Annotated in this window: 26 protein-coding genes; 2 read left to right on the forward strand and 24 right to left on the reverse strand. The window is 42.2% G+C overall.

From position 1 onward, the window contains the following. Positions 1-213: 213 nt before the first annotated feature. Positions 214-1,476: an MFS transporter gene (locus C6Y07_RS03905; RefSeq protein WP_060596763.1), complete on the forward strand. Its 1,263-nt coding sequence runs from the start codon at positions 214-216 to the stop codon at positions 1,474-1,476. Positions 1,477-1,506: 30 nt separating this feature from the next. Here C6Y07_RS03905 and C6Y07_RS03910 read toward each other — a convergent pair whose 3' ends face one another. Then, positions 1,507-1,944 (reverse strand): peptidylprolyl isomerase, encoded by a 438-nt coding sequence (locus C6Y07_RS03910; RefSeq protein ID WP_008359679.1) that lies wholly within the window; start codon positions 1,942-1,944, stop codon positions 1,507-1,509. 322 nt (positions 1,945-2,266) lie between these two features. Between C6Y07_RS03910 and C6Y07_RS03915 the strand changes: the two genes are divergently transcribed. Further along, positions 2,267-3,151, forward strand: coding sequence for a DUF1002 domain-containing protein (locus C6Y07_RS03915; RefSeq protein WP_034661133.1), 885 nt, complete (start codon positions 2,267-2,269; stop codon positions 3,149-3,151). Positions 3,152-3,189: 38 nt separating this feature from the next. On the opposite strand, the gene lysA is transcribed toward C6Y07_RS03915, so the two are convergent. The 23 genes from lysA to C6Y07_RS04030 form a co-directional block, all read right to left on the reverse strand. Then, positions 3,190-4,515, reverse strand: coding sequence for a diaminopimelate decarboxylase (lysA, locus tag C6Y07_RS03920; RefSeq protein WP_060596764.1), 1,326 nt, complete (start codon positions 4,513-4,515; stop codon positions 3,190-3,192). A gap of 115 nt (positions 4,516-4,630) precedes the next feature. Beyond that, positions 4,631-6,103 carry a spore germination protein gene (locus C6Y07_RS03925; protein WP_034661136.1) on the reverse strand — a complete coding sequence of 491 codons (1,473 nt, stop codon included), beginning with the start codon at positions 6,101-6,103 and terminating at the stop codon, positions 4,631-4,633. Next, positions 6,057-6,665: a stage V sporulation protein SpoVABEA gene (gene spoVAEA, locus C6Y07_RS03930; RefSeq protein ID WP_060596765.1), complete on the reverse strand. Its 609-nt coding sequence runs from the start codon at positions 6,663-6,665 to the stop codon at positions 6,057-6,059. Before spoVAEA ends, C6Y07_RS03925 begins: the two co-directional genes overlap by 47 nt. Before the next feature lie 6 nt (positions 6,666-6,671). Continuing rightward, positions 6,672-7,022, reverse strand: coding sequence for a stage V sporulation protein AE (gene spoVAE / locus C6Y07_RS03935; protein ID WP_007501045.1), 351 nt, complete (start codon positions 7,020-7,022; stop codon positions 6,672-6,674). Continuing rightward, positions 7,022-8,038 (reverse strand): stage V sporulation protein AD, encoded by a 1,017-nt coding sequence (gene spoVAD, locus C6Y07_RS03940; RefSeq protein WP_060596766.1) that lies wholly within the window; start codon positions 8,036-8,038, stop codon positions 7,022-7,024. Before spoVAD ends, spoVAE begins: the two co-directional genes overlap by 1 nt. A 12-nt stretch (positions 8,039-8,050) precedes the next feature. Beyond that, a complete protein-coding gene (gene spoVAC, locus C6Y07_RS03945) occupies positions 8,051-8,503 on the reverse strand; it encodes a stage V sporulation protein AC (RefSeq protein WP_034661140.1) in 453 nt (150 codons plus the stop codon). A gap of 20 nt (positions 8,504-8,523) precedes the next feature. Beyond that, positions 8,524-8,940 carry a stage V sporulation protein AB gene (locus C6Y07_RS03950; RefSeq protein ID WP_034661142.1) on the reverse strand — a complete coding sequence of 139 codons (417 nt, stop codon included), beginning with the start codon at positions 8,938-8,940 and terminating at the stop codon, positions 8,524-8,526. Continuing rightward, complete coding sequence (locus tag C6Y07_RS03955) at positions 8,930-9,550, reverse strand: stage V sporulation protein AA (RefSeq protein ID WP_060596767.1); 621 nt, start codon at positions 9,548-9,550, stop codon at positions 8,930-8,932. The genes C6Y07_RS03950 and C6Y07_RS03955 overlap by 11 nt, the downstream gene beginning before the upstream one ends. 114 nt (positions 9,551-9,664) lie before the next feature. Next, positions 9,665-10,432: an RNA polymerase sporulation sigma factor SigF gene (gene sigF / locus C6Y07_RS03960; protein WP_060596768.1), complete on the reverse strand. Its 768-nt coding sequence runs from the start codon at positions 10,430-10,432 to the stop codon at positions 9,665-9,667. Between the two features lie 13 nt (positions 10,433-10,445). Beyond that, entirely contained in the window at positions 10,446-10,886 is a 441-nt protein-coding gene (gene spoIIAB / locus C6Y07_RS03965; RefSeq protein WP_034661145.1) for an anti-sigma F factor, read from the reverse strand. Next, entirely contained in the window at positions 10,883-11,236 is a 354-nt protein-coding gene (gene spoIIAA, locus C6Y07_RS03970; protein WP_034661146.1) for an anti-sigma F factor antagonist, read from the reverse strand. The genes spoIIAB and spoIIAA overlap by 4 nt, the downstream gene beginning before the upstream one ends. 162 nt (positions 11,237-11,398) lie before the next feature. Continuing rightward, positions 11,399-12,553, reverse strand: a complete 1,155-nt coding sequence (locus C6Y07_RS03975) for a D-alanyl-D-alanine carboxypeptidase family protein (protein WP_374955737.1) — start codon at positions 12,551-12,553, stop codon at positions 11,399-11,401. A gap of 157 nt (positions 12,554-12,710) precedes the next feature. Further along, a complete protein-coding gene (locus tag C6Y07_RS03980; protein WP_034661149.1) occupies positions 12,711-13,523 on the reverse strand; it encodes a purine-nucleoside phosphorylase in 813 nt (270 codons plus the stop codon). Between the two features lie 11 nt (positions 13,524-13,534). Beyond that, positions 13,535-14,719: a phosphopentomutase gene (gene deoB, locus C6Y07_RS03985; RefSeq protein WP_106156248.1), complete on the reverse strand. Its 1,185-nt coding sequence runs from the start codon at positions 14,717-14,719 to the stop codon at positions 13,535-13,537. Between the two features lie 151 nt (positions 14,720-14,870). Further along, positions 14,871-15,761, reverse strand: coding sequence for a site-specific tyrosine recombinase XerD (gene xerD / locus C6Y07_RS03990; protein ID WP_060596771.1), 891 nt, complete (start codon positions 15,759-15,761; stop codon positions 14,871-14,873). Between the two features lie 6 nt (positions 15,762-15,767). Next, complete coding sequence (locus tag C6Y07_RS03995; protein ID WP_003215798.1) at positions 15,768-15,995, reverse strand: YqzK family protein; 228 nt, start codon at positions 15,993-15,995, stop codon at positions 15,768-15,770. Between the two features lie 118 nt (positions 15,996-16,113). Further along, positions 16,114-16,566, reverse strand: coding sequence for a ferric iron uptake transcriptional regulator (gene fur, locus C6Y07_RS04000; protein WP_003215577.1), 453 nt, complete (start codon positions 16,564-16,566; stop codon positions 16,114-16,116). Positions 16,567-16,684: 118 nt separating this feature from the next. Further along, the gene (spoIIM, locus tag C6Y07_RS04005; RefSeq protein ID WP_060596772.1) at positions 16,685-17,332 is read right to left on the reverse strand and encodes a stage II sporulation protein M; all 648 of its coding nucleotides are present in this window, start codon (positions 17,330-17,332) and stop codon (positions 16,685-16,687) included. A gap of 116 nt (positions 17,333-17,448) precedes the next feature. Beyond that, entirely contained in the window at positions 17,449-18,579 is a 1,131-nt protein-coding gene (locus tag C6Y07_RS04010; protein WP_106031041.1) for a S8 family peptidase, read from the reverse strand. 109 nt (positions 18,580-18,688) lie between these two features. After that, positions 18,689-18,910: a hypothetical protein gene (locus tag C6Y07_RS04015; RefSeq protein ID WP_003215884.1), complete on the reverse strand. Its 222-nt coding sequence runs from the start codon at positions 18,908-18,910 to the stop codon at positions 18,689-18,691. 68 nt (positions 18,911-18,978) lie between these two features. Continuing rightward, positions 18,979-19,431, reverse strand: coding sequence for a GNAT family N-acetyltransferase (locus C6Y07_RS04020; protein WP_034661163.1), 453 nt, complete (start codon positions 19,429-19,431; stop codon positions 18,979-18,981). After that, positions 19,418-20,599 (reverse strand): TIGR00375 family protein, encoded by a 1,182-nt coding sequence (locus C6Y07_RS04025; RefSeq protein WP_106156250.1) that lies wholly within the window; start codon positions 20,597-20,599, stop codon positions 19,418-19,420. Before C6Y07_RS04025 ends, C6Y07_RS04020 begins: the two co-directional genes overlap by 14 nt. After that, positions 20,596-21,153 (reverse strand): NUDIX hydrolase, encoded by a 558-nt coding sequence (locus C6Y07_RS04030; protein ID WP_060596775.1) that lies wholly within the window; start codon positions 21,151-21,153, stop codon positions 20,596-20,598. Before C6Y07_RS04030 ends, C6Y07_RS04025 begins: the two co-directional genes overlap by 4 nt. Between the last annotated feature and the right edge of the window lie 93 nt (positions 21,154-21,246).

Here is a 21,246-nt window from a genome sequence, read left to right on the forward strand (position 1 = left end):
TGATATTATTCTCTATTTGGTTACCAATCAGTACATTATAATTTTATTTTATTGACGTACTAATGTCAAATTGCCTTACCCTCTCAAGATCAGCATCAATTAACTGTATCAAAGTCTTGACTTTAAAACGTTTTGTTGGTTATCCTTAACAGGAATCATAATATACCGAACAGTATATTATACTTTTTAGTACAAAAGGAGACGATGAAATGCATGGTGAAAGAAAAAATCACTTCCATTGAACATCTTGATATGGAAACGACTCATTTACCAATCAAACCAAGATCAACGATGACTCGCTATATGGCACTGCTGTTTGCGATAGCCTGCGGGATGGCAGTTGCAAACATATACTTTGCACAACCGTTATTAGACTCCCTCGCATCCGAGTTTGGTATCACCTATTCATCCATTGGCATGGTCATTACGATTACTCAGCTTTGTTATGCGCTGGGACTGCTACTGATAGTACCACTTGGTGATCTATTGAATAGACGCCGGCTCATCATTGGTCAGATGCTTTTATCCGTGTTGTCTCTCATTCTAGTCGGCATCGCTCCTATCGTCACCGTCCTCTTTATAGGATTAGCTGTGGTCGGACTGCTTGCTGTGGTCACTCAAGTACTCGTAGCGTTCGCAGCGACTTGGGCCGCTCCAGAAGAGCGCGGTCGTATTGTTGGCTTGGTGCAAAGTGGAATCGTGATCGGGATTCTTCTCGCACGAACGTTTGCTGGTGTACTAACCGATCTCGCCGGCTGGAGGTCAGTCTACCTAGTTTCTGCCATTATGATGCTTATCATAACTGGCGTGTTGTTCCGAATTCTCCCGGGTGATGACAGCGAAAGAGAGTCATTATCCTATGCAAACCTGCTTCGTTCAATGTTTACATTGTTCAGACAAGAACGAATCCTGCGCATCCGTGGAATTCTGGCTCTTCTTATTTTTATTGTGTTTGGTACGTTATGGACTTCGCTCGTGCTGCCCCTCAGTACCACGCCATTCTCTCTTTCACATACTGCTATTGGCGCATTTGGCCTTGCTGGAGTAGCCGGAGCATTAGGTGCTGCTCGGGCTGGGAGTCTTGCTGATCGAGGTTTAGGACAGTTCACAACCTGCATTGCCCTTGTCCTATTGCTCGTTTCATGGTTTTTCATCGGTTTGGTTAAGCATTCACTTATTGCATTAGTCATTGGTATTATCATTCTTGACCTATCTGTGCAGGCCGTACACGTGACCAATCAGAGTATGATTTTCACTGTGCGGCCTGAGGCGAGAAGCCGGCTTACTGCTGCTTATATGATTTTTTACTCCATCGGCAGTGCGACTGGTTCTATTGTTTCAACCAGCATCTACGCAAACGATGGCTGGATCGGGGTATGTTTATTTGGTGCCTCTGTCAGTGCCATTGCCCTTTTGTATTGGATCATCACCTACCGCCTCACGGAACAAATAACCGTAAAATCAGATTTAACATAAAAAAACACCGCGATTAAGCGGTGTTTTGGATTAAGCATCGACAACTTCGACTTTTTCCATACCTTGGCCTTGTTCCATATCTAGAACAGCCTCGATACCAGATGTTACTTTGCCAAAAACAGTGTGAACACCGTTTAAATGCGGCTGAGGGTCATGTACGATAAAGAATTGGCTGCCGCCTGTATCTTTACCAGCATGCGCCATTGATAATGAACCTCTTTCGTGTTGATGTGGATTCCCTTCTGTTTCACATTTAATTGTGTAACCAGGACCACCAGTTCCATTACCGTTTGGATCGCCGCCTTGGCTTACGAAGCCTGGGATGACGCGGTGGAATTTCAATCCATCGTAGAAGCCTTCATTCGCTAATTTTTCAAAGTTTGCTACTGTACCTGGAGCAGCCTCTGGGTATAGTTCAAACTCAATTTTCTTACCATTCGTTAGTTGTATGTATCCTTTTTTCGCCATTTTTCACATTCTCCTTTCAGGTTAAACAACGCTCATTATAGCACATTTTCGGTGATGTTAAACATCCCCTGCTCTTTGATTGTGATTTACCTCTTTTCTTAGGATTGATACAATAGAAGAGCTTGATCCTTTTTTCCTATTAAATTGATGACAGACTGTGCAACATGTCTTCATTATATTGGAAAAGGAAAACATCTTAAAAAGAAAATTGAAACGTCGAATCGATTTGTTACGTCTATATGATGGAGTGCATTTCTTTACGTGTGCTCAAAAGATGAGTTTCTCTTGAAAGAGGAACCCTTTCGACTTGAAGGAGGTCAACATGTTTAAAAAATCAATGCTTGGTATGATGGCAGCGCTCCTTTTCCTAATTGGTGCGCCAAAAGTCAGCTTAGCGGATGCAGCTGTCGGCGATGTCATCGTCACACTTGGGCAAGACTTAACTCCGGCTGATCGCCAGAAGGTGCTTGACGAGTTGAATCCACCTGAAAATGCGACAAAAATTGAAGTAACCAATAAAGAAGAGCATGAATATTTAGGAAAGTATATCCCTCGTTCTTCTATCGGGACGAGAGCATTATCATCTTCATCTATCACCATTGAAAAATCAGGTACTGGTCTGACTGTGGATACACATAACATCAAGACCATTACAGATGAGATGTATTTAAATGCTTTAATGACAGCCGGTGTCAAGGATGCCAAGGTTGTCGTGACTGCGCCGTTTGAAGTTTCTGGTACAGCCGCACTGACGGGTCTATTAAAAGCCTATGAAGTGTCAAGCGACAAAGCCATTCCAGAAGATGTGAAACAGGTAGCAAACGAAGAGCTTGTGACAACTTCTAAATTGGGTGACTCCATCGGGAAAGACAATGCTTCTGCCCTTATTGCAAAAATCAAGGATGACATTGCGAAAAATGGTGTCCCTAAAACAACAAAAGAAGTAGAAGAAAAAGTGGATCAGGCTGCTTCTGATTTAAACTTAAATCTAACGCAAGATCAAAAGGATCAGCTTGTTTCACTATTCGATAAAATGAAGAACATCAATATCGATTGGAGCCAAGTAGGATCTCAAATCGATAAAGCAAAAGACAAGATTACGAAATTCATAGAATCAGATGAAGGGAAAAACCTTCTTCAAAAGATTTGGGATTTCTTTGTCTCCATTTGGAACGCAATCGTCTCTGTATTTACTGGAGGAAAATAAGTCATCATAAAAAGCTGCCTGTACATCAGGCAGCTTTTTTACGTAGATGATTTCACTTTTGATTGATACGGTAAATCAAGTTTGACAATATCGGCATATGTTTCGCGTTCAACGACAAGCTGCGCTTCCCCGTCTTCTACAAATACAACAGCCGGGCGCGGGATGCGGTTATAGTTGTTTGACATACTGTAGCCGTAAGCTCCGGTACAAAAGACAGCTAATAAATCTCCTTGTGATAACTCTGGCAAATCGATATCCCAAATGAGCATATCTCCGCTTTCACAGCATTTCCCTGCAATGGAAACCGTTTGATCATGCGTTTGGCTCATTTTGTTGGCACTTGCCGCTTCATATTTCGCTTGATATAAAGCTGGACGAATGTTGTCACTCATTCCCCCATCTACCGCAACATAATCGCGAATGCCAGGTACATGTTTTGATGAGCCGATCGTATAAAGCGTTGTCCCTGCATCTCCAACGAGAGAGCGGCCTGGCTCAATCCAAATTTCCGGCATATCAAACTCATAGCGGGCTACGTTCTCTTTTACAGCTTGGATAATTTTCTCGACGTATTCTGTCGCAGGAAGTGGTTCATCTTCTTCTGTATAACGGATACCAAAGCCGCCGCCTAAGTTTAACACGGTCGAAATAAAACCAAATGATTCTCTCCATTCATCTAGCTTCAAAAAGATTTTATCTGCTGCAAGGACAAAACCAGCCGTATCAAAAATTTGTGAACCGATATGGCAATGAACGCCTAAAAGCTCGATCACTTCTGATCCAAGCACTTGTTTCACCGCTTCATCTGCTTGTCCATTGTGAAGGTCAAAGCCAAATTTGGAATCCTCTTGGCCTGTTGTAATGTAATCATGTGTATGCGCTTCGACACCTGGTGTAATACGGAGCAGCACTTTCACCTGTTTTGACAGCTCTTGACCAAGCTCTTCAATGAGCTTCATTTCGTAGAAATTATCTACGACAATACAGCCGATCTCGTGCTCTAACGCCATTTTCAATTCTTCCCTGCTTTTATTGTTGCCATGGAAATGAATTTTTTCTACCGGAAACCCGGCGCAAATGGCTGTGTGAAGCTCCCCTCCTGATACGACATCAAGAGATAATCCTTCTTCCTTGGCAAGCTGAAACATGGCGATGGAGGAAAATGCTTTACTCGCATATGCTACCTGCGCTGTTAACTCTTCTTCTATAAATGCTTTTTGAAAGCTTTTTGCACGCTCCCGTATTAAAGCCACATCATATACATAAAGTGGTGTCCCATACGTTTCAGCTAAAGAAACGGCATCAACACCACCAATTTCTAAATGACCGAGTTCATTTTGTCTGCAAGTGCCGTGTAAATACAATGTCATTCCCTCTTTCTCCGCCTCGGCTGAAAAAAGACAGCTGCGTGAGCTGCCTTTTGCCGTTTCTCAAAGTTAAAAATACAATATCACAATCTTCAGCCACTTTCAATGAGCGTTAAGAATTTGGCGGAATTTTTGATCTGTTTTGAGGGTGAACGATGCTTGGCCTTACTTTTGAGCCAGGAACAGACGTCCGAATTAACACTTGCCATAAAGCTTTCCCATTAAAAGGAAGAAACGGCCACATATAAGGCGTCTGCAATGAACGTATGGATGTTAAATATATGATTAACAACGTAAAACCAATGATGAGTCCATTCAGCTTAAAGATCGCCACGAGTGCTAGTATGATGAGTCGTACAATCTTATTGGCGACACTCAGCTCATAGCTTGGCGTTGTAAATGTCCCGATAGCCGCTAGTGAGACGTATAAGATGACCTCTGGCGTAAATAAACCGACATCAATGGCGATTTGTCCAATTAAAACAGCCGCAATCAGCCCCATGGCGGTCGACAAAGCGGTTGGCGTATGAATCGCTGCCATCCTTAAAAATTCCACCCCAAAATCAGCAAGGAATACTTGTAATATGACCGGGATATGAGAAGGTTTATTAAAGCCAATATAGCTTAAATGATCCGGCAGAAGACTTGGTTCGAGGATAAACAGAAACCAAATCGGTAAAAGAAACGTTGAACATAAAATGCCTAAAAAGCGTACCCATCTTAGGAACGTACCAACTGCAGGTGCCTGGCGGTATTCTTCTGCGTGCTGAACGTGGTGAAAAATGGTGGTTGGCGTAATGATGACACTAGGAGATGTATCCGTAATGATGATGACATGACCTTCTAGTATATGGTTAGCGGCGACATCTGGACGCTCGGTGTAGCGTACAAGGGGAAAGGGATTGTATCCTTGTTTAATAATGAATTCTTCAATCGTTTTATCAGACATCGTCAGCCCATCGACTTTGATTCCTGATACTTCTTTCTCTATAATATCGACAAGATCTGGGTCCGCAATATCTTCAATGTAGCAAACACATACATCCGCTTTCGAACGTTCGCCTACTTTGAGCATTTTGTATCTCAGTTTTTCATCTCGCACCCGTCTTCGTATGAGCGCTGTATTGACAATAATGTTTTCAACAAAGCCGTCTCTTGCGCCCCGGACAACCTTTTCTGTATCCGGCTCCTCTGGCATTCTGCCAGGATAGCTTCTGACATCAATGATAAATGCGTAGTTTTCACCTTCTACTACAACTGCCACAAGCCCCGACAGTACTTGGTCTACCGCTTCATCGAGCGTTTCAACCTTTGAGACCTGCTGATTGACTAGACGGTTCTCGACCACACGTGCCAGATCATCTGATTCAGGTTCGTTGTCATTGATTTCAATTAGCTCTTTTAATAAGTAGATGACATACTGTGTATCACACAGTCCGTTTACATAGTAAAGTTGGATTTCCTGATCGTGTATATAAATTTTCCGCACGCCAAGGTCAAAGCTGAGACCCATTCCGACATTTTCCTTGAAGTAATCTTCATTTTTCTTCGGGTCTCGGTACACGTTTACCTTGTCTTTCTTCATGGAAACCACTCCTTTCTAAAATTAATTCAACTGCTTTCATTGTGATCGGAGATCCCTTGCTCAGATCATCTTTACGTCCCATTTTGCCAATATCTCCAATCCCAACAACAAACGGAAGATGGAGCGAGTCAAGACAATACACTGTATCCCCGCTCATTTTATGAGGCTCCATTTCAGGAAGACCATGCTTGTCGACACCGTATTCTGTCAGTTCACCCTCCCGGTCAATGGAAACATGAACTTTTGTCCATTCAGCTTGATGCGTTTTGGATGCAACGGCGATCGCTCCTATGACTTCAATTTTAGGGTGACGCGCCACATGCTTCATCGCTGTCTCTCCTGTTCCTTCACCTGTCAGGCCAGAGTCATCAAACATGACAAACACTGGATCATACGGCGTTTTTAAAATCATCTGTACAAGTTCAGGCCCTGTCCGTTTGCTTGGATTTCCTTTTGAGCTGGAAATACATCGTCCACCGACTTTTTTAGCAGCAAGCTCAATGGTTTTGGCAGCATATATATCTCCGTCTGTCACTAAAATGACTTTCCGTCTTTGCCCCATATTAGGTTATCCTTTCGGTTTAAAGATAAGAGCGATAATAAATGAGAATAAAATCGCAGCTGATATTCCAGCAGAAGTTAATTCAAAAATACCGATCCCGATTCCGATGAACCCGTGTACATCTGCCTGATGCATCGCCCCATGAAGCAAGCTATGACCAAAGCTGACGATTGGTACGGTTGCGCCCGCACCAGCAAATTCAATAAATTTATCATAAATACCGAAACCGTCTAATATGGTACCCGCCACAACAAAGGTGGTCATGACATGTGCAGGCGTAAGTTTGAGTACGTCTAGTAAAAGCTGGCCAATGACGCAAATAAGTCCGCCTGCAACAAAAGCGATAAGATAATCCATTAGCTCTCTCCTCCTGCACGCTCAAATACGACACCGTGCGCAATGGTTGGAATGGTCTCTTTTTGCTGGACCATCGTCGGGCTGAGAAGTGCCCCGGTTGCGACAACCAGTACTCTTTGCAAATTCCCTGCCTTCATTTCTTGAAAGATGTGACTGAATGTCACAATAGCTGAACAAGCACACCCGCTGCCTCCAGCGAACACGTTTTGATCGGGTGTATAGATGATTAATCCGCAATCATCGTGCTTTCGGCCGAGCTGAATGCCGTCTTCTTTGAGCAGATCCTTTAAGATCGGTGAGCCAATGCCAGATAGATCACCTGTTAAAATAAGATCGTAATCGTCAACCGTTCTCTCTAGATCTTCTAAATGCTGCTTGATGGTATCTGCTGCTGCCGGTGCCATTGCGGACCCCATGTCAAATGGATCTGTAATCCCAAGATCCATAACTCGTCCCACAGTTGCGCTTGTAATTTGAATTTGGGAGGGCTCTTGGCTGATAATAACGGCCCCGCTCCCAGTCACTGTACTTGTCGCTGTATCTGGTTTTTGTCCGCCGTATTCTGTCGGATTACGAAATTGGCGTTCTGCCGTCGCATTATGACTGCTTGTCGCAGCAATGGCTCTTTTTGCAAAACCACCATCTACTAATGCCGAAGCAATGGCGACCGATTCCATTGATGTGGAGCATGCTCCAAATAAACAAAGAAACGGGATTTTAAGTTCTCTTGCCACATAGTTTGCTGTGACGTTTTGATTCAGTAAGTCTCCTGCCAGCAAAAGATCAACATCGCTTTTTTGCAAATTTGCTTTTGATAAAGCGGTTGATATCGCATCATCCATGAGCTGCCTTTCAGCCATTTCCCAGTTCTTTTGATAACAATGCATTTCGTCGTATGTTTTATCAATAAGATGACCGATCGGGCCTTCTTTTTCTTTCGGTCCTGCAGCTGTTCCTTCTGCATTGACATAAAGCTTGTGCTCAAATACCCAAGATTGTTTACCTGTTAGTTTCACGTTTCATTCCTCCTACGAAAACGCCTTTTCCAAGATGTATCGAATGATCCCTACGACATATGCCGAGACGACACCAAAAACAATGACGTTCCCAGCAAGCTTAAACATATTCGTGGCTACACCTAACACAAGCCCTTCACTTCTATGTTCAAGAGCAGCACTTGTCATGCTGTTTGCAAACCCTGTCACCGGGACAGCGGATCCCGCTCCAGCAAACTGGCCGATTCTATCGTAAATACCGATACCAGTTAATATAGAAGAAATTAAAATGAGGGTCGCTACGGTTGGGTTCCCTGCTGTCTTTTCATTAAAATCAAAAAAGTGAATATAGAAATTTTGCAGCCCCTCGCCTATGGCACAGATCAATCCACCAACAAGAAAAGCCTTGATGCAGTTGAGGACATAAGGAGGTTTAGGCTGATACGTTTTCACCTTAGATGGATAGTTCTCTTTTAAACTCGACACGTGTTGTTCCCTCCAAATTCTTAAATATAAATTAGCCAATGAAATAGTGAACCAAATACCTTTCCTAAGACAATGGCCATGAGAAGCAAAACAATTTTCCCGTCCATTCCAATTCTTTTCGTTAATATAGGAAGTACATTTAATACTTCAGTCAGCGCAGCTGCAAGCATGCCGACGAAGATGCCCGCTAAAAGACCGATCGGAAGTGCCAGCCATTTGGATAAATGCAAATGTATTGGACTTAAGGTTGCCCAGCCGCCAACGACCGCCCCGCTGATGACAGCCGCCTCGTACCCTTGTATGAAGCGCTGCGTTTTGGTTAATTGCATTAAACGAGGGATGATGCCCAGCACTGTGAGAAATGCCACAAATCCTGCTCCTACCGTTAAACCGCCGCCAAGTCCAACAAGCACGACAAAAAGCCACTTACCGATCATGAATGTCTTTCATTGTCTCTTTATTTTCTTTGAGGGCGACATAATGATCGAGATCGAGCTGATATTTAAACATTTCCACTTCAAGCGGACTTGGTTCTTCATTTAAACGCTTTTTAAATACATGATTGAAAAATAAAATCATGCCGAAGCCTAGTCCGAAGCTATATGGAATTTGCAATAAATAAGGATGCTCAACCGTTTTTCCTGTGATCATTTCATATAGGCGGATATGAACGAGCCGCATACTGACATCCTCGTGGAAATTCATAATGGCAAGCGCCGCTCCGACAAATAACAGGAGCCATACAAACACAAATAAAACGGGAGAAAGCTGGCGTTTGCCTGTATCAATTTCGACAATGGCCTCAGCGCCTCCAACGGTTTGAATGTCGATGTCTGGCCATGTTTTTTTGATCGTTTTGACCACATGCATGATATCAAGAACGGCGATGTGACGATCCTTTTTACTGACATGATATATCGGCATTTTGCTAAGCTTTTGCACAGCAAACTCATCACCAGTGATTTGGGCGATATCTTCTAAATAAACAAGCTGATCATTACCGGTCTTGATTCGATGGCGCAGCCGAAGAAAGATTTGTCCGTCCATCCAAGTCACTTCCTATACGATGGGTTAAAAATAGTATGTGGTGAAAAATGGTTCTCATACTGATAGAACTTGATTTACCGGTAATTACCACAAAAAAAAAGCCAGCCTAATTGGCTAGCTGTCTTTTTGATCCATTTGCATTTGGATTTGTTTTAAAATTTTCTTTTCAAGCCGCGAGACTTGTACTTGTGAAATACCGAGCCTCTCTGCTACCTCAGATTGTGTTTGGTCTTTATAATATCTTAAGTACACAATGAGTTTTTCTCGTTCTTCTAATTCCTTGATCGCTTCTTTCAGAGCGATTTTATCAAACCATCTTTCTTCTGAATGATCCGCAATTTGATCAAGCAATGTAATCGGGTCTCCGTCATTTTCATACACGGTTTCATGAATCGATGTCGGTGAGCGGACCGCTTCTTGGGCGAGAACGACATCCTCTGGTGTGATATCAAGATATTCGGCAATTTCCTGGACAGTGGGCATTCTTCCGTGAGACTTAGACAATTCATCTCTTGCCCGCCGAATTTTATTTCCAAGTTCTTTTAGTGACCGGCTCACTTTGACTGTTCCATCATCACGAATGAATCGCTGGATTTCACCAATGATCATTGGAACAGCGTAGGTCGAAAACTTCACATCATATGACAAATCAAATTTATCAACAGATTTCAGCAGTCCAATACAGCCAATCTGAAACAAATCATCTGGTTCATATCCTCTATTTAAAAAGCGCTGAACAACGGACCAAACAAGTCGCATGTTTTTTTCTACGAGGAGGTCTCTTGCTTGCTGATCACCGTCTTGGCTTTTTTTGATGAGCTCTTTGACTTCATCATTTGACAGCTGGGCTTTTTTTGCTTGCTTTTTTACCTCCACATCCATATGAGCAGCTCCTTTAATTACAAAGCGCTTTGCTTTTTGATAGATGCTTTGTTAAACGGATGGTCGTGCCCATTTCTGGAGATGAGTCTATCATGACATCATCCATAAAATTCTCCATGATGGTAAAGCCCATTCCAGAGCGTTCTAAGTCTGGTTTTGTGGTGAATAGCGGCTGTCTTGCTTCTTCAAGATCTGTAATGCCCATGCCTTCGTCACGGATGGTGAGGTACACAACATGGTCATCAAGTGTGACATGGATATGCACCTTGCCATCTGGATTTCCATCATAGCCATGGATAATGGAGTTTGTCACCGCCTCTGACACAACGGTTTTGATTTCTGTTAATTCATCTAATGTCGGATCAAGCTGGGCGATAAACGCTGCGACTGTCACCCTCGCAAAGGATTCATTTTGACTTAAAGCAGAGAAGGTCAGGTTCATTTCATTCCTCATGATGCCACCCCCAATGTTTGCAATGCCGTTTGCTCTGAAGGCTCCATACGGATGATTTTAAATAAGCCAGACATATCAAATAATCGGTTCACTGCTGGCGAGATAGCACAGACGACCATTTCTCCGCCAAGCTGCTTAATTTCTTTATATCTTCCTAAAATCACTCCGAGACCTGAGCTGTCCATAAACGTTAAATCAGCCAAATTCAGCACGATGTGGCGAATGTCCTCTGTTTCCAAATAATTCGTCACCTTTTGTCTCAATGTTTCTGCGGAGTGATGATCAAGCTCTCCTGTTAACCGAATGCAAAGTACGCTCTCTTTTACTTGAAAATCAATTTCAAGGCTCATCTTTTTATTCCTCCTTGCTCTAATTTCGGATAAAGATTGTTTCTCTTTTTTATCAAGTAAATCCTTCACCATGACAAAACTAGTGACCATTCGTCACATTTAGATGTTCTTTTCTTCTTACTCATAGCAAAAAGACTGCCAATTACAGCAGCCTTTCACATTTTATTTCCATTTCACAAATTCCGCCATCGCTCGTTTCAAGAAAGTCCAAACGCCTGCTTTTTCCATTCCTTCTTTAGCTTCTACAGGGCTTTCATGCAGCACTTTTCCGTCTTTTTTCAAGACAATTGTACCTAGTTCCGTTCCTTTTGAGAATGGGGCCGTGACATCCTGAGACAATTTGATTTCTTTTTTAATCTGATCCACATTTTCGCCTTTTTTCGTTAAAAGGGAGATTGGCTCAGAGGTGACAAGCTGAATTTTTTTCTTTTTCCCTTTGCTTACCTTGATCTCCGCTACATCTTGTCCTCGTTTGTAAAGCGGGTGAGTGGTGTATTGACTAAATGCATAGTCTAACATTTTGACCACTTGAGCGTTTCTGTCTTTCGGTGTACTTGCGCCGAAGACAACTGCAATGACGCGCATGTTGCCTTTTTTAGCGGATGCAGTTAAACAGTATTTGGCTTCGCCTGTAAAACCTGTTTTCAACCCATCGACTCCTGGATAAAATTTAATCAATCGGTTCGTATTCACAAGCCAGAATTTTTTATCCGTGTTTTGACGGAGATAGTCTTCGTAGACCCCTGTGAATTTAGTGATTTGTTCATATTTCAACAGCTCTTTTGCCATTTTTGCCATATCATGAGCTGTACTGTAATGGTCTTTTTCAGGAAGTCCTGTTGGGTTTTGAAAGACCGTAGAGGTGAGGCCGAGTTCTTTTGCCTTTTTGTTCATTTGCTCCACAAACTGTTCTTCAGACCCTGCAATATGCTCTGCCATGGCAACTGAAGCATCATTTCCTGACGCAATCGCAATGCCTTTCATCATTTCTTTCACGGTCATTTCTTCTCCAGGCTCAAGGAAGATTTGTGACCCTCCCATTGATGCTGCATAGTCACTTGTTCTAACCTTGTCAGTCATTTTCAGTTTTCCTTGATCAATGGCTTCCATGATGAGAAGCATCGTCATGATTTTGGTCATACTTGCGGGTGCAAGCTTTTCATCGCTGTTTTTGTTGTAAAGCACTTTTCCCGTGTCACGTTCTATTAAGATCGCTGATTTGGCTTCGTGCACCAATTCTGATGTTTGTTTTTCTCCTGGTTTTTCAATCTTTTCTTTTGCTATCGCTGATGGTGAAACCATTGAGATAAGGATCATTAAAATAAACAATGCACATATATGACGTTTCAAGTGGCAGACCTCCATTATCGTAATCCTTTCTATTTTTTCCTCATACAGGCTGTTTTATTCAGAGATCGTATGATTGCCATAAAAAAACCTTCTGTCGATAAAACAGAAGGCTTCTTGAAACATGCTATGAGAGTTGTTTGACTACATCTTTTACTAAATCAAGGAAACTCGCTTTCACTTTTTCCGTTACTTCAATGACTTCATCATGAGACAGCGGCTGATCTAAAATACCTGATGCCGCATTAGAAATGCATGAAATACCAAGCACTTTGATTCCTGCATGACGCGCAACAATCACCTCTGGAACAGTTGACATGCCTACAGCATCTGCTCCAAGTGTTCTGAGGAAACGAACTTCAGCCGGTGTTTCATATGAAGGACCTGTCATCCCTGCATAAACACCATGCTGTACAGATATACCTAAGCGCTGAGCTGTTTCTTCTGCAAGTGCCAGCAAATCTTTATCGTATGGGGCAGACATATCAGGGAAACGAACACCTTGACTGTCATTTGGTCCAATTAATGGATTGGTCCCCATCATATTGATATGATCTGTAATCAGCATGAGATCGCCTGGATGGAAGGATGTATTCACACCGCCGGCTGCATTTGTCACAATACATGTCTCAATGCCAATTTCTTTCATCACACGGACTGGAAACGTCACTTGCTTCATATCATATCCTTCATAGAAGTGAAAACGTCCTTGCATAGCACATACGACAGTGCCTTTCAGCGTCCCGATGACGAGCTGTCCTGCATGACCCTCTACTGTTGAAACAGGGAATCCAGGAATATCTTCATATTTCAATTTGATTGGATTTTCAATCTCATCTGCTAAAATGCCAAGCCCTGAACCTAAGATCAATCCAACTGTTGGTACGTTTGTCGATGCTTGTTTAATGTATGCCGCCGCTTCTGAAAACTGTGCTCCCACGAGATTTCCCCCTATTTGAGTTTAGATAAAAAGCTTGTGCCGTATTTTGGCATGGCTGACTTGAAATTGTCTGCAACTGTTGCTCCAAGATCAGCAAAGGTTTTTGCTGTTGGCAGTTCATTTGCTTCCTGATGCTTTTTGCTGTAAGCAATGAGCGGAACGTATTCTCTTGTATGATCTGTTCCGTGATGAACAGGGTCATTTCCATGATCTGCTGTGATCACAAGGAGATCATCCTCTTTCAACAGGTCAAACACTTCAGGAAGTCGTGCGTCAAATTCCTCTAATGCTTTTCCGTAGCCCTCTGGATCTCTTCTATGTCCGTAAAGAGCGTCAAAATCAACAAGGTTTAAAAAGCTGAGTCCTGTAAAGTCTGTTTTAAGTGTATCGACCAGCTTGTCCATTCCATCCATGTTCGATTTTGTTCTAAGAGAAGATGTGATTCCTTCGCCATCATAAATATCAGAGATTTTGCCGATTGCAATCACATCGAGCCCATCATCTTTCAGCTCATTCATAACTGTACGGTCAAATGGTTTTAAAGCATAGTCATGGCGGTTTGGTGTTCTGACAAATGCGCCAGGCTCCCCGACAAACGGACGAGCGATAATACGTCCAACCATATACTTTTCATCTAATGTGAGTTCACGTGCAATTTCACAAATACGGTAAAGTTCATCTAAAGGCACCACTTCTTCGTGCGCAGCAATTTGCAGCACAGAATCCGCAGATGTATAGACGATTAGATCGCCTGTTTTCATGTGCTCTTCGCCAAGCTCGTCTAAAATTTCAGTACCAGACGCAGGTTTATTTCCAATAATGCCTCTGCCTGTTTTTTCTTTTAGTTCATTTAATAGTTCATCTGGGAATCCGTCTGGGAAGACTTTGAACGGTGTGTCTATGTAAAGACCCATGATTTCCCAGTGTCCTGTCATTGTGTCTTTACCATTTGATGCTTCTTGCATTTTTCCATAATACGCAAGCGGTTTTTCATCCGCTGGAATTCCTTTGATTTCTTTAATATGGCTCAGCCCAAGCTTCGCCATATTCGGCATATGAAGCCCGTTCATTTTTTCAGCAATATGTCCTAGTGTATCTGCACCTACATCATTAAATTCAGAAGCATCGGGTGCTTCCCCAATTCCTACTGAATCCATTACGACGAGGAAAATGCGTTTATACTGATAATCAGGCATTAAAAAGCGCCTCCTTCAATATTCTTGTCTTTTGACCTTTCAAAAAGAGAGGTCTGACATCTCAAGTATAAACCGTTTACAAGCCGGTTGACAACCATAAACGGTGCAAACATGAAAAAGCATGACACACGTTCACTGTGTCATGCTTTACTTATGCCCTTGGATGGAATTTGTGATACACATCTTTCAGTCTTGTTTTCGTCACATGTGTATAAATTTGTGTTGTTGAGATATCGGCATGTCCGAGCATCTCCTGCACGGCTCTTAGGTCTGCACCGTTTTCAAGCAGATGTGTTGCAAATGAATGCCTGAGTGTATGGGGTGTGAGTTCCTTTTGAATCCCTGCTTCGATGGTTCTTTTTTTCAAATTCTTCCAGAAACCTTGCCGCGACATTTTTTTTCCGTGATGATTGAGAAATAAGGCATCTGCCGGCTGTTTTTTTAACAGCTTGCTTCTTCCCTTTTCGATATATTCTTCAATCGCACTTGCAGCAGCTTCACCAATTGGCACAATCCGCTCTTTTCTTCCTTTTCCAAAACAACGGATAAAGCCCATTGTGAGGTGAACATCAGCAAGAGTCAGATCCAGCATTTCACTGACGCGAATGCCTGTTGCATATAAGAGCTCGAGCATCGCTTTGTCACGGTAGTCAAACGGAGTGTGCTGATTTGGTGTATCAAGCAGCTTTTCGACTTCCCCTAGTGATAGAACTTTCGGTAGTTTCCGCTCTGTTTTTTGCGTTTCAATGTTCCACGACGGATCATCTGTTGTCACTTTTTCCCGGAGCAGAAATTGATGGAAGGAACGGATCGAGGATAGATGCCGCACTGACGTTTTGCTCGATTTCCCTTCCTCCTTTAGCTGCTTTAAATAATGAATGATATGCAGGCGCGTGACATCTTTGATATCCGTCAGCTGCTCATGTGTCATTAAAAAAGAAAGGTAGTTCTGTAAATCTCGTTTATAAGAAACAATGGTATTTTCAGAGAGTCCTCTCTCTACTGTCATAAAATGAATAAAGTCGGATAATTGATCGTTCAATGATTTCTACTCCCCGTTTTGATAAAAATAAATCAATCGGTCTTGCCAGTTGTCTTGATTCGGCTGATCCATTTCCATCACTTTAATTGCTGCACCCTCTGGTTTATCATAACGATGGTAGCTTTCATATTCTGAATTTATCCATATCATAGCATAATAGAACAAGACGGTAAAACCAGTGAACAAGATGAATACTTTCATCACTTCACCTGTTGTTTTGAGCCATTTTCGCATGATTTTCATGTCCTTTCTCAAGCTTCTCATTACTTCAGCATATGCCAGGTGGGACAAGGAATATACAGCGAAAATGCAAAAAACCTCTTCATCTTAAATGAAAAGGTTCCAATTCGGATTATTTGCCGGATTCATCATCATGACACCGGTGGCAAATACCATGGAATGTCAATCTATGATCCTTAATTTTAAATTTCCAGTCACGTTCAATAATCTCTTCAACGTCTTCTAATAAATCATCTTCTATCTCATCGACTGTCCCGCATTCCATGCAGACAAGATGATGATGGAAGTGAGCGGCTCCTTCTTTGCGAAGATCATATCGCGAAACGCCGTCTCCAAAGTTAATTTTATCAACAACTTTCAGTTCAGTTAGCAATTCTAACGTTCGATAAACAGTAGCAAGACCAATTTCAGGAGACTTCTCTTTTACGAGGAGGTATACATCTTCTGCACTTAAATGGTCTTCTTCATTCTCAAGCAGTACTCTTACTGTTGCTTCACGCTGTGGCGTGAGCTTATAGCTGGAAGAATGAAGCTGTTTCTTAATTCGATCAATCCGATTTTCCATTGACTTTCCCTCCTACGCCACATTACTTGATCATTATATCAAATGATGTGCTGAGAGCCAACTATAATCATTTTAAATTGATAAATAAATTGATTATTATTTAATAACGATTATAAAATTATGAAAAAAGAACACCTGCCAGCTTTTTCATGAGCATGAAAGATACGTAAGATTCAAAAAAGGACGAAAGTGCAGCAAGCGTTAAAATCATCAGCAAAACAGATGCATACCGGGCGAACCACTGAACAGGTGCTTGACTGATGGTTTTTTTCATGAACAGCTGCCCAATGAGACGGATGGAAAACGCAATCGCACATGTACCAATCACTAAATAGGCTGGAATAAGCAATATGTTTTGCGGAAGAACCGATACGAACGAAAGGAAAAAACCACTCAGCCCCATTTGATTTACTAGAAAACCAACTGTAAACCCAACGACAATTCCTTTTAAAAAGATCATGAGAAAGATGAGCGGCAGGCCAATGATAGATATTCCTAGTATCCACATAAGACCTAAATATTTCATATGATGCAAAAAGCTTTGCAAAAACATTTCTTTTGATTCTGCTGCTTTCTCATTCGTCAGCTGACCAAAAAATTGATTTAAATAATAGAATAAATCCTCTTTCTGACTAATTGTCATACTATTAACGATGATGGCCCCAAAGATCACGCCCATTAAAAAGAGTACAGAGACAAACAAATAAATCGATAGATGGTCTTTTACGTGCTGAAGAAGATGTTCCTTCCAAGACTTTTTCCGCATGCGTCTTCCTCCCAAATAGTAAAGGTTACTAGATTCTATGAGAGAGATTACGAAACATGACAGTTTTATTGAAAGAAAAAAGAGAAAGCAGCCTAAACACTGCTCTCTCTTATCATTTATCGGGCGGCTTTTTGTACGTTCACAAGCCCGGCACCATAATAAAAAGGATCTCCAAGCTTTGCAGCCGTTTTTGAAAGTCTCTCGCGCACTTCATCGTTTGTCAAATTCGGATGTTTTGATAGAATGACAGCCGCAGCGCCCGCTACATGCGGTGATGCCATGGATGTTCCACTCTTATAGCCATATTCATTATGAGGAATGGTGCTGAGCGTTGAAACGCCCGGTGCTGAGACTTCCACTTCTTCGCCGACAGATGAATCAAAGGCTCTTTGTTTTCTTTCGTCAACAGAGGCAACCGCCATCACTGAGGCGTACTTAGCTGGATAGTCAACCGTGTTGAGAGAGCCATAACTTCCTGCATTCCCAGCAGAAGCCACAATGAGAATCCCTTTGCCATATGCTCGATCTACCGCTTCTTTCAGCGCTTCAGATTCACTTGCTCCTCCCATACTAATATTGATGACATCCATGTCATTCTCAATGGCCCATTCAATTCCTTTAATGATCCAGCTATAGTAGCCGTCACCATTTTCATCTGCCACCTTGACCGCATAGATAGAAGCCTTTGGCGCAACACCAACGACACCTACCTTATTATCTAACGCTGCAATTGTGCCTGCCACATGCGTTCCGTGTTCATGCGGGTCAACAAGCGGATCTGACTTTGTTGGAACAAAGCTGACTCCGCCGGTGACATGTAAATCTTCATGTTTGCCATCGATGCCGCTGTCAAGAACGGCTACTTTGACATTCTGTCCGGCGTATCCCCGTTTATGTACCTTTTGTGCTTTGATGCTTTTGATGCCATATGGGATCGTTTGACCGCTTGTTTTTGCCTTTTGGTCCTCCTCAATGAAGGTCACTTCTTTTGCCTGATTCAGTTTCTCTTTCGATGCCTCATTCAAGGAAACTTTCATCATATCTATTTGCTCTATGGATTCTTTTACATGCCCACCAGCTTCTTCGACAAGCTGTTTTTGTGTATGATCTTGAACGGAAGAAGAAAAGCCGATCATGTACTCTTTTTTTGCTTGCTCCTTTGCAGAAATATGTGAGGCGCCGAACGTGACCGATGCCAGCATCATACTTGCCATACAAAGCCTTGCTCCAATTGACTTGACGTTCACAATACTCACTCTCCCTTTCATCTTTTTGTCATTTAACTACATTTTCAGACAAAAAGAAACGACCGTTTGTCCTATTTTTTAAATTTTTTCCATTTATTTGAACTAGTTGTCACAAAAAAGCAAAATAAAAATGCTTATGATCCTCTTGATAGTGGTCATAAGCATTCCTTCTTTTATGTTTTTTCATCATATGCTGCAAGGCTTCTTGTTTTGTTTTTGTCTTTCTTTCATGTGTGCTAAAGTGCGGCATGTTTCCTCTCGACAGTTCCGGGTTTCGGCTGTGCTGCCTTTCAATATGTTCTCGTTTTTTCTTTGCATTGCTTTTTCCCATTTGGCAAAACCCCTTTCGTTGACGTTATGATACACGATGTGACATAAAAAAGATAGACGTATACACGCCTATCTTTCTGTTTTCACCATATCAAGATGCGGAATTCCATCTTCATCATAACAATCTGAAACGGCCTTAAAACCAAATGATTCGTAAAACGACTTCAAGTAGGCCTGCGCCTGAATTTTGACACTTGTTTCACCTAATTCACTCAGCTTTTCCAAAGCCTTGCTGAGCAGCATTTTTCCATAGCCTTTTTTTCGGCCTGCCTGCGTCACAAGAACGCGGCCAATGGACGCCTCTTCGTACATGATTCCGCTTTGAAAAATTCGGCAATAAGCCACAATCGTGCCGTCCTCTTTTGCAGACAGATGAAGCGCTTCTTGGTCCCGGTGATCAATTTCAGGGTAAGGGCATGTTTGTTCAACAACAAACACATTGACTCTTTCCATTAAAATCAGGTAAAGATCCTCTTTTGTTAATTGGTCAAACGTTTGACATGTCCAGTTAACTTGATTCATGATTGATATCCACCTTACCGTACACTCCGCCCCCGCCAGCGATCAGTTCGACTTCACCTTTTCTTGCTTTGATGATGTAATTGGCTGTTTTTTCTGGCAGGATAGCTTTTAGTTCTTGTTCTGTTGCTTGATGAAGGATATTCATCTCTGTGTGAAACACGGCTTTTAGCTTCTCCAGCGTTTTGGCTCCGACACCCGGAATAAATTGAAGCGGGAGCTGATGAACATAAGGAGGTCTTGTTCCTTTGTCACTTTCTTGGTCAGCAAGCTCCTTTAAACGCTCACTCACCCCTTTTGTCATCCGGGTATGTCCGCATGCGTGGCACTTTTCTTGATCTAGCGCGCGAGGTCTTACTCCGCACTTCTCGCAGGTTGTATGATAGTACTTCCCAAGCCGCGGAGCGAGTCCATAATTTCCTGTAATGGCTCTTCCCTCTTTCCCTTCAAGGGCTAGTTTGAATTCGGCAAAAGAGGCATGATCCATTCGGATTTTTGTATATTCTCGCGCAATTTTCCCTAAAGAATGAGCGTCTGAATTCGTTAAAAAGGGATAACGGTTCAGCTCACTTATTTGGGACGCCATTGACGTATCGCAGCTAAGACCTAGTTCAACAGCATCAATGAGGTCTGGGTCGAATACTTCCGTTAAAGACGTGTTGACTCCTTTGCCAAATAAGCTTTTATGCGGCGTGAAAATATGAGCAGGAATAAACAAGCCTCCTAGCTCCTTGACCTTGCGCTGAAGTGTTTTCCCATCAACATAGAGGCGCTGTGAACTCAAATGCACATTTTTCATATGAAGCGCGAGCCATACGGAGAACTCAGACATTTTGTGAAGTGTGGGCATAAATGCAAGCACGTGAATTGGACCTTTTGAATGGTTATCGTTAATTTCTAATTCACTGCCTAAAAGCAGCACAGTCTGTCCAAATGATAGACCGCCATCATTTAGTTCAGTGTACTTGCCTTCCTCTACACCCTCTATTAATTCTTCTAGGACTTCTGGAGATTGTGCATCAATCACACCAATCATCCCCATCCCTTTACTTTGCGTTGCTTCAATGAGAATTTGGTCAATTGTCAGTGACCTTGCACCTGTAATTTTAACAGCTCTGCCTGTTCTTGTTCTGCCAATATGAATATGGATGTCTGCAAAAAACTCCCTCATTTTGTTGACTTAAGTACCTCTTGCAATTGTAAGTACTGAATGGCATAGGCTGTTTTTGCATCATAAATGTGCTGCTTTTCAATGAGGTGCAAGGCTTCTTCTAATGAAACTTCCATCACTTCAACAAATTCATCTTCATCCAGCTCTCTTTTTTCTTCAAGCGGAACCAGCTGATCTGCAAGATAAATGTGGACGATTTCATCTGCGAAACCAGGTGATGTATAAAAGGCCGTCAGCTTTTGGAGCTGCTGAGTGGTGTACCCTGTTTCTTCTTCTAATTCTCGCAGTGCTGTATGTGCCGGCTCTTCTCCTGGCTCTAATTTTCCAGCCGGAATTTCAACGATGGCTCTCTCTAGTGCTTTACGGTATTGCTTGACCAAGATGATTTTATTTTCGTCTGTACGAGCAATGACGGCTACTGCACCAGGATGTTTGATGATTTCGCGTTTGCCTTGTTTTCCGTTTGGCAATTCTACATCTTCAAGAACCAAATCAATGATTTTTCCATTATATAATTCTTTAGTCGATAATGTTTTTTCTTCAAAGTCCTTCAATTTTGTCAGCTCCTCGTTCTACTTTCACTTTTTACTTCATTCATTTTAACATAGATGATTTAGGAGAAGCGAAATGCGAACGCTTGCTTCAAT

The sequence above is a fragment of the Bacillus sp. LNXM12-1 genome (assembly GCF_003004375.1).
GTDB lineage: Bacteria > Bacillota > Bacilli > Bacillales > Bacillaceae > Bacillus.